This is a genomic window from Streptomyces tricolor, assembly GCF_002155905.1.
In the GTDB taxonomy this organism is placed as follows: Bacteria; Actinomycetota; Actinomycetes; order Streptomycetales; family Streptomycetaceae; genus Streptomyces; species Streptomyces tricolor.
Window position 1 is genome coordinate 25,839 of the sequence record NZ_MUMF01000243.1, and the last position, 8,618, is coordinate 34,456.

Genomic DNA, 8,618 nt, shown 5'->3' on the forward strand with positions numbered 1-8,618 from the left:
CACCCGTGCGCATCCTGCCTTGAGTGGAATAGACTCAACTTTGTGCACGTTGGTTAAGGCAGGACTGGGACGGAAGGCTGTCGGGACGACGCCGAGGAGGAGAAGGAACACGTGGACGCCGAGCTGACCAACAGGAGCCGGGACGCGATCAACGCGGCGAGCAATCGCGCCCTGACCGAGGGGCACCCGGACCTCACCCCCGCTCACCTGCTGCTGGCTCTGCTCCAGGGGCAGGACAACGAGAACATCATCGATCTTCTCGCCGCCGTCGACGTCGACCAGGCCGACGTGCGGTCCGGCGCCGAGCGGATCCTCGCCGGTCTGCCCAGCGTGACCGGATCCACCGTCGCGCCGCCGCAGCCCAACCGGGAACTGCTGGCCGTGATCGCCGACGCGGGCGAGCGCGCCAAGGAGCTGGGTGACGAATACCTGTCCACCGAGCACCTGCTGATCGGCATCGCCGCGAAGGGCGGTGCCTCCGGCGAGCTGCTCACCCGGCAGGGCGCCGACGCGAAGAAGCTGCTGGAGGCCTTCCGGAAGGCCAGGGGAGGACGCCGCGTGACCACCGCCGACCCCGAGGGCCAGTACAAGGCCCTGGAGAAGTTCGGTACCGACTTCACCGCCGCCGCCCGCGAGGGCCGGCTCGACCCGGTCATCGGGCGGGACCAGGAGATCCGGCGGGTCGTGCAGGTGCTGAGCCGGAGGACCAAGAACAACCCCGTGCTCATCGGTGAGCCGGGTGTCGGCAAGACCGCCGTGGTCGAGGGGCTCGCCCAGCGGATCGTGAAGGGCGACGTGCCCGAGTCGCTCAAGGACAAGCGGCTCGTCGCGCTCGACCTCGGCGCGATGGTGGCCGGCGCCAAGTACCGCGGCGAGTTCGAGGAGCGGCTGAAGGCCGTCCTCGCCGAGATCAAGGACTCCGACGGGCAGATCATCACCTTCATCGACGAGCTGCACACCGTCGTCGGGGCCGGGGCCGGCGGGGACTCCGCCATGGACGCCGGCAACATGCTCAAGCCCATGCTGGCGCGCGGTGAGCTGCGCATGGTGGGCGCCACCACCCTGGACGAGTACCGGGAGCGGATCGAGAAGGACCCGGCGCTGGAGCGGCGCTTCCAGCAGGTGCTGGTCGCCGAGCCGACCGTCGAGGACACCATCGCCATCCTGCGCGGGCTCAAGGGGCGGTACGAGGCGCACCACAAGGTGCAGATCGCGGACAGCGCGCTGGTGGCCGCCGCCACCCTGTCCGACCGGTACATCACCTCCCGCTTCCTGCCGGACAAGGCCATCGACCTGGTGGACGAGGCCGCCTCGCGGCTGCGGATGGAGATCGACTCCTCGCCCGTGGAGATCGACGAGCTGCAGCGTGCCGTCGACCGGCTCAGGATGGAGGAGCTGGCGATCGGCAAGGAGACCGATCCGGCCTCGCGCGAGCGGCTGGAGAAGCTGCGCCGCGACCTCGCCGACAAGGAGGAGGAGCTGCGCGGCCTTACCGCCCGCTGGGAGAAGGAGAAGCAGTCCCTCAACCGGGTCGGTGAGCTGAAGGAGAAGCTGGACGACCTGCGCGGGCAGGCCGAGCGCGCCCAGCGCGACGGCGACTTCGACACCGCCGCCAAGCTGCTGTACGGCGAGATCCCGCAGCTGGAGAAGGAGCTGGAGGCCGCCTCCGCCGCCGAGCAGCAGGCCGCCCGGGACACCATGGTCAAGGAGGAGGTCGGTTCCGACGACATCGCCGACGTCGTCGCCGCCTGGACCGGCATCCCCGCCGGGCGGCTGATGGAGGGCGAGACGCAGAAGCTGCTGCGGATGGAGGAGGAGATCGGCCGGCGGCTCATCGGGCAGAGCGAGGCCGTACAGGCGGTCAGTGACGCCGTACGGCGCTCGCGGGCCGGGATCGCCGACCCCGACCGGCCCACCGGGTCCTTCCTCTTCCTCGGCCCGACGGGTGTCGGCAAGACCGAACTCGCCAAGGCGCTCGCGGACTTCCTCTTCGACGACGAGCGGGCCATGGTCCGCATCGACATGTCGGAGTACGGCGAGAAGCACAGCGTGGCCCGGCTGGTCGGCGCGCCCCCCGGCTACGTCGGCTACGAGGAGGGCGGCCAGCTGACCGAGGCGGTGCGGCGGCGCCCGTACAGCGTGGTCCTGCTGGACGAGGTGGAGAAGGCCCACCCCGAGGTCTTCGACATCCTGCTCCAGGTGCTGGACGACGGCCGGCTGACGGACGGTCAGGGCCGTACGGTCGACTTCCGCAACACCATCCTGGTGCTCACCTCCAACCTGGGCAGCCAGTTCCTGATGGACCCGCTGACCAGCCAGGAGCAGAAGAAGGAGCAGGTGCTGGAGGTCGTCCGGGCCTCCTTCAAGCCGGAGTTCCTCAACCGGCTGGACGACCTGGTGGTCTTCTCGGCGCTGACCAAGCCCGAGCTGGAGCGGATCGCGGGGCTCCAGCTGGAGCGGCTGGCCAAGCGGCTGGCCGAGCGGCGGCTCACCCTGGACGTCACCCCGGCGGCGCTGGCCTGGCTGGCGGAGGAGGGACTGGACCCGGCCTACGGCGCCCGGCCGCTGCGCCGCCTGGTGCAGACCGCCATCGGCGACCGGCTCGCCAAGGAGATCCTGTCCGGCGAGGTCAAGGACGGCGACACGGTCCGCGTGGACCGCTTCGGCGAGGGGCTGCTGGTCGGCCCCGCGACCGGCAAGACCCTCTAGGGCCTGTCGTTCGGATCATGCCGGCGTCGGCCGGAAGGCAACGTGCCCCACAGCCGACCTGATCCGAACGACAGACCCTGGCCGGGGCCGCGGCTCGCCGTTGTCAGCTCTGGGCTGACCGGCGGGTCGGGGGTTGCCATCCCCCGACCCGCCGGTGGGAGGATGGCGGCATCCGCATGAAGGGAAAAACACGGTGAGCATCGACCCGTCCTCGATTCCGAACTTCGGGGGCCAGCCCGAACCGCAGCCCCAAGGACCGGCGGGCCCCGTCCTCCCGGATCAGGACCTGGTGAAGCAGCTTCTCGACCAGATGGAGCTGAAGTACGTCGTCGACGAGGAGGGTGACCTCGCGGCGCCGTGGGAGCAGTTCCGCACGTACTTCATGTTCCGCGGCGAGGCCGAACAGGCGATCTTCTCGGTGCGGACCTTCTACGACCGCCCGCACAAGATCGACGAGAAGCCGCAGCTGCTGGAGTCCATCGACGACTGGAACCGCCGCACCCTGTGGCCCAAGGTGTACACCCACACCCATGACGACGGCACCGTCCGTCTGATCGGCGAGGCCCAGATGCTGATCGGCACGGGCGTCGACATCAACCACTTCGTCTCCTCCACGGTCAGCTGGGTGCGGGCCGCGATCGAGTTCGACAAGTGGCTGGCCGAGCAGCTCGGCCTGGAGCAGGAGGTCAACGACTCCGAGACGCCCGAGGACGACGGGGAGTAACCGAGCCCGGCCGGTCCGGGGGCCGCTGGCTCCCGGACCGGGTCCCCCGCGCTCACATGCGGCGCAGCCGCTCCGCCGCCTCGCGCAGGACCTCTTCCCGCTTGCAGAAGGCGAACCGCACGAACGGCGCCCCCGCCTCCCGGTCGTCGTAGAACACCGCGTTCGGGATGGCCACCACGCCCGCCCGCTCCGGCAGGGCGCGGCAGAAGGCGAAGCCGTCCTTCTCGCCCAGCGGCCGGATGTCGGTGGTGATGAAGTAGGTGCCGGCCGGCCGGAACACCTCGAAGCCGGCCGCCGTGAGTCCCTCCGCCAGGATCTCCCGGCGGGCCAGCATGCCCCGGCGGAACTCCTCGAAGTAGGAGTCGGGCAGCGCGAGCGCCTCGGCCACCGCGTACTGGAACGGCCCCGAGGCGACGTACGTCAGGAACTGCTTGACCGCGCGGACCGCGCTCACCAGCTCCGGCGCGGCCGTCACCCAGCCCACCTTCCAGCCGGTGAACGAGAACGTCTTGCCGGCCGAGCCGATGCTCACCGTGCGCTCGCGCATCCCGGGGAACGCGGCCAGCGGCAGGTGCTCGGCGGCGTCGAAGACCAGGTGCTCGTAGACCTCGTCGGTCACCACCAGCAGATCCCGCTCCACCGCCAGCTCGGCGACCGCGGCCAGCTCCGCGCGGGTGAGGACCGTGCCCGTCGGATTGTGCGGGGTGTTGATCAGCAGCAGCCGGGTGCGGTCGGTGACCGCGGCGCGCAGCTCGTCCAGGTCCAGCCGGAAGGCGCCGTCCCGCGGCCTGAGCGTCACCGGGACCCGGGTGCCGCCCGCCATCGCGATGCTCGCCGCGTACGAGTCGTAGTACGGCTCCAGCGCCACCACCTCGTCCCCCGGCTCGACCAGCGCCAGCAGCGAGGCCGCGATCGCCTCCGTGGCGCCCGCCGTGACCAGCACCTCGGTGTCGGGGTCGTAGGCCAGGCCGTAGCGGCGCAGCTGGTGCGCGGCGACCGCGGTGCGCAGCTCGGGGATTCCGGGGCCGGGCGGGTACTGGTTGCCGCGGCCGTCGCGGAGCGCCCGGACGGCGGCCTCCCGGATCTCCTCGGGCCCGTCGGTGTCGGGGAAGCCCTGACCCAGGTTGATCGACCCGGTGGCCACGGCGAGCGCCGACATCTCGGCGAAGATCGTCGTCCCGAACGCGGCGAGCCGGCGGTTGAGGTGAGGACGTGCGCTGGAGGTCATGCCGGTCATCCTGCGCTCAAGCTCTGGAGTTCCTCAACTCTGCTTTGCGGCGGGAAGCGGCCGGGAATCCCCCCGGCACCGCGCCAGACGCGGCAACACGCGAGGCGCCCACGGGGGGCCGCTTCGGGGGAACGGAAGGAGGGTGACGCCATGGTCGAAGGCATCATCCTGGCGGTGGTCGTGGTGGTGTTCCTCGCGGCGGGCCAGGCCCGCCGGAGCCGGAAGGCGCGGCTGTCGCTGCACAAGTCCGGCCGCGGACGGAACCGGTCGTACCGCTCGTCGTCCTCGTCGTCCGGGTCGTCCGGGTCGTACGCGTCCACGGGGGCCGAGGCGGGTGCGGGCAGCTGGTGGGTCGGCGGCGGGGACTCCGGCTCGTCGGGGGGACACGGCGGCCACCACCACGGGGGTCACTCCTGCGGCGGCGGTTCGTCCTGCGGCGGCGGATCGTCGTCGTGCGGCGGCGGATCGTCGTGCGGCGGCGGGGGCGGATGCGGGGGAGGCAGCTGACACGGGGCAGCCGGGCCTCCGGAACGGGGGACCGTGTCCGGGCCGCACACCGCCGAGCGCCCGCCGGACGGACCGTCCGGCGGGCGCTCGGTCCGTGTCCGCATGTGCGCCCGGCGTACGCCATGGTTGAACAGTTGAGCTGTGGAGCCCTCTGAGGGATGGAAACCCCACGAAGTTGGGTAAAAACGCTGTGGCGGCGCCACTGTTCATGATTCCCTCTAAATCGCCAACGCAGCCCCTCGGATGCCCCCCGAACTCCCCACCCGGCCGGGCCGGCTGGGCTGACATGGCCGTTCTCCCCCTCATTTGCGTGTTAGCGGAGCCGATCCATGCTCACGACCCTGAACACCACGTACACCGATACGCGCGCTGCCGACCTCGCCTGGGCCCTGGGCCGCGAACCGCTGCCCGCCCTGGCCACCCTGGATCTCGAACTCACCGGCGCGAAACTTCAGTTGCGGCTGCTCGGCGCGTCCCACCAGGTGCTGCTGGAGGAGGAGCGCGGCAACTGTTCGGAGACGGTCGCGTGCATCCCCGGCTCCAGCACCCCGCTGCCGCTCGGCGTCGCCAAGCGGGTCGGCGACTGGGAGTACGAGTTCGCCGCCCGCGTGGAGGTGCTCACCCCGGGCTCGTTCGCGGGCCGCGCCCAGGAGTTGCTGGCCCTCGTCTCCGACCATCCGCACGGCCTCGCCGGTGTCTTCCCCGGCAGTCCGCACGCCTTCACCGCGATGCTGGCCCAGCGGCACGAGGGCCAGGTGCACTGGCGCACCTGGCACGCCTACCCGCAGGACGGCCAGCTGGTGGCGACGCGGACCCGGGTGGGGGCCCGGAGGAAGGCGGCCCGGCCGAGCTGACCGCCGGGCCGCGGGCAGGGGCGGCCCGCGGGCTGATCGCCGAGCCGATCGTCCGCCGGCGACATAAACCCGTCATGCGTCGACCGCCCCCAGATCCACACGTGTGGGTGACGAAGCGTGCCGAGCATGTGACGTAACGTCGCCACGTGATCGAACCGCACGCCCCCGCGCCCCCGGGCGCCCCGCCCGCCTGGACCGGCCCCGCCCGGCTGCCCGTCCGGCCCGGCACCGGACGGTTCCTGGTCCTCGTGTGCGTCTTCGTCTGCGCGGCCTGCGGACTCGTGTACGAACTCCAACTCGTCGCGTTCGCCTCCTACTTGATCGGTGACTCGGTCACCCAGGCCTCCGTGGTGCTGTCCGTGATGGTGTTCGCGATGGGCATCGGCTCCCTCGGCGCGAAACGGCTGCGCTGGCACGCGGCGGCCGGATTCGGCGCGGTCGAGTCCGCCCTCGCGCTGATCGGCGGGTGCAGCGCCATGGTGCTGTACGCCGTCTTCGCCTGGACCGCCGGCTGGGGCGGGATGTGGGCCGACGGACCGCGCTGGCTCCTGGTCGCCTTCTCCCTCGCCATCGGCCTGCTCATCGGCGCCGAGGTGCCGCTGCTCATGGAGCTGATCCAGCGCATCCGCCGGCAGGACGCGGGCGGCGCGGTCGCCGACCTGTTCGCCGCGGACTACGTGGGCGCGCTGGTCGGCGGCCTCGCCTTCCCCTTCCTCCTGCTGCCGTTCCTGGGCCAGTCGACCGGCGCGCTGCTGACCGGTACGGTCAACGTGGTCGCGGGCGGCGCCCTGGTCCTCGGCCTGTTCCGCCGCGACCTCACCCGCCGCGCCCGCTGGGCCCTCCTCCTCGCCGGCCTCACCGTCCTCGGCGTCCTGGCCTCCGCCGCCGTCCTCGCCGACGACTTCGAACGGGCCGCCCGGCACGCCCTGTACGGCACGGACGTCCGGGTGGCCGTGCGGACCGACGTCCAGGAGGTCGTCCTGGCCGGCGGCACCCACGGCCGGCCCCTCGACCTCTTCCTCGACGGCCGCCTCCGGGTCGCCGGCCGTGACGCCCACCGCTACCACGAGGCCCTCGTCGGGCCCGCCCTGACCGGCCCGCACGCGCGCGTGCTGATCCTCGGCGGCGGCGACGGCCTGGCCGCCCGCGAGGTGCTGCGCCACCGCGGGGTGCGCCGGGTGGACATCGTCGAACTCGACCCCGGCCTGCTGCGCCTGGCCCGCCGCGACCCCGGCCTGTCCGCCGCCAACGGGCACGCCCTCGCCGACCCGCGCGTGCGCGTCACCACCGCCGACGCGCTCGCCTGGCTGCGGCGGGCGCGCGGACCGGCGTACGACGTGGTGATCGCCGACCTGCCCGACCCCGGGATCACCGCCAGCACCAAGCTGTACTCCCAGGAGTTCTACGGCCTGGCCCGCCGGGTGCTGGCCGGGGACGGCCGCCTGGCGGTGCACGCGGGCCCGGTCACCACCCGCCCCCGCGCCTTCTGGACCGTCGCCGCGACCCTCCGCACGGCCGGCTTCGCCACCTCCCCCTACCGGGTCCCCGGCCCCGACCGCTCGGCCGGTGCCTCCCGCTCACCCCGCTCACCCCGCGACTGGGGCTTCCTGCTGGCGGCGCCCGGGAACACACCGCCGGCGCTGCGGCTGGGGCCCGGCCACCCCGGCGCGCTGACCCAGGAGGAACTGACGGCGGACGCGCGGGCGGCGGAACGGACACGGGTGACGGGGGTGCCGGCGTCGACGTTGATGCATCCGAGGTACTGAAAGGTTTCTCGTGTGCTTCCCGGCCGACCGGGACGGGCGGGCGGTGGGCAAACGGGGGTCCGGGGGCGGAGCCCCCAGCACGCCCGGGTGAGTTCCGGCCACAACTGGGTAGGCTCCCCCACCATGGAGCACCAGGTCTTCGTCCCGGCCCCCGCGGAGCGGCTCCGCACCGCCCTGGCCGACCAGGCCCACGTGGCGCGGGCCGTCCCCGGTCTGCAACAGGACGCCGGTGCCGAACCGATCACCGGCCGCCTGAAACTCCGTGTCGGCGGACACTCCGTCACCTACCGGGGGACCGCCCGCGTGACCCTCCGCGAGGACGGCACCTGCACCGTCGACGCCGACGCCACCGAGGCCCGCGGCACCGGCTCGGTCAAGCTCGCCCTGACCCTGCGCCTGACGGACACCGAGGGCGGCTGCACGGTCACGGCCGAGGGCACCGCGGACGCGTCCGGCCGGATCACGGAACTGCCGGCGGAGGCGGTGACCGCGGCGGCGACGAGGCTGCTGAACCGTTTTCTGGAGGCCCTGGCAACGCTCGGCGACGTACCGCCCGAGCCCCCCGCCGACTCCGCCCGCACCTCCGTCTTCGACACCGAGGTCCCCCCGTCCTCCCTCGACCCGGACGAGGACGAGGACGAGAGCGAAGGTGTGAGCGACGACGAGCGCGACGACGGAGCCGCCACCGGCGCCGAACACCCCGACCGCTTCCCCGGGGACTTCACCGACACCGGCGAACCCCCCGCCGAGGCCGCGCACGCACGCCGCACGATGATCGGCCGCAGCGCCGAGGAGGTCGACCACGCCCCGCCCCGCGGCCGCTACGCCCC

At 72.7% G+C, this 8,618-nt stretch carries 7 protein-coding genes; 6 read left to right on the plus strand and 1 reads right to left on the minus strand.

The window, feature by feature from the left end:
• The first annotated feature begins 111 nt into the window (after positions 1-111).
• The gene (gene clpB, locus CCN44_RS18145) at positions 112-2,709 is read left to right on the plus strand and encodes an ATP-dependent chaperone ClpB (protein WP_059250248.1); all 2,598 of its coding nucleotides are present in this window, start codon (positions 112-114) and stop codon (positions 2,707-2,709) included.
• Between the two features lie 193 nt (positions 2,710-2,902).
• The gene (locus CCN44_RS18150; RefSeq protein ID WP_059250249.1) at positions 2,903-3,433 is read left to right on the plus strand and encodes a type III secretion system chaperone family protein; all 531 of its coding nucleotides are present in this window, start codon (positions 2,903-2,905) and stop codon (positions 3,431-3,433) included.
• A gap of 52 nt (positions 3,434-3,485) precedes the next feature.
• Here the strand turns inward: CCN44_RS18150 and CCN44_RS18155 are convergent, their stop codons facing one another.
• Positions 3,486-4,670, minus strand: coding sequence for a pyridoxal phosphate-dependent aminotransferase (locus CCN44_RS18155; protein ID WP_059250250.1), 1,185 nt, complete (start codon positions 4,668-4,670; stop codon positions 3,486-3,488).
• A 141-nt stretch (positions 4,671-4,811) separates the two neighbouring features.
• Here CCN44_RS18155 and CCN44_RS18160 point away from each other — a divergent pair, with 141 nt between their 5' ends.
• The 4 genes from CCN44_RS18160 to CCN44_RS18175 form a co-directional block, all read left to right on the plus strand.
• Complete coding sequence (locus tag CCN44_RS18160) at positions 4,812-5,168, plus strand: hypothetical protein (RefSeq protein WP_208639792.1); 357 nt, start codon at positions 4,812-4,814, stop codon at positions 5,166-5,168.
• A 329-nt stretch (positions 5,169-5,497) separates the two neighbouring features.
• The gene (locus CCN44_RS18165; protein WP_059250252.1) at positions 5,498-6,022 is read left to right on the plus strand and encodes a DUF2617 family protein; all 525 of its coding nucleotides are present in this window, start codon (positions 5,498-5,500) and stop codon (positions 6,020-6,022) included.
• 146 nt (positions 6,023-6,168) lie between these two features.
• The gene (locus CCN44_RS18170; protein WP_059250253.1) at positions 6,169-7,788 is read left to right on the plus strand and encodes a polyamine aminopropyltransferase; all 1,620 of its coding nucleotides are present in this window, start codon (positions 6,169-6,171) and stop codon (positions 7,786-7,788) included.
• A gap of 123 nt (positions 7,789-7,911) precedes the next feature.
• The coding region (locus tag CCN44_RS18175; RefSeq protein ID WP_086698250.1) for an SRPBCC family protein at positions 7,912-8,618 on the plus strand (707 nt) is incomplete at its 3' end.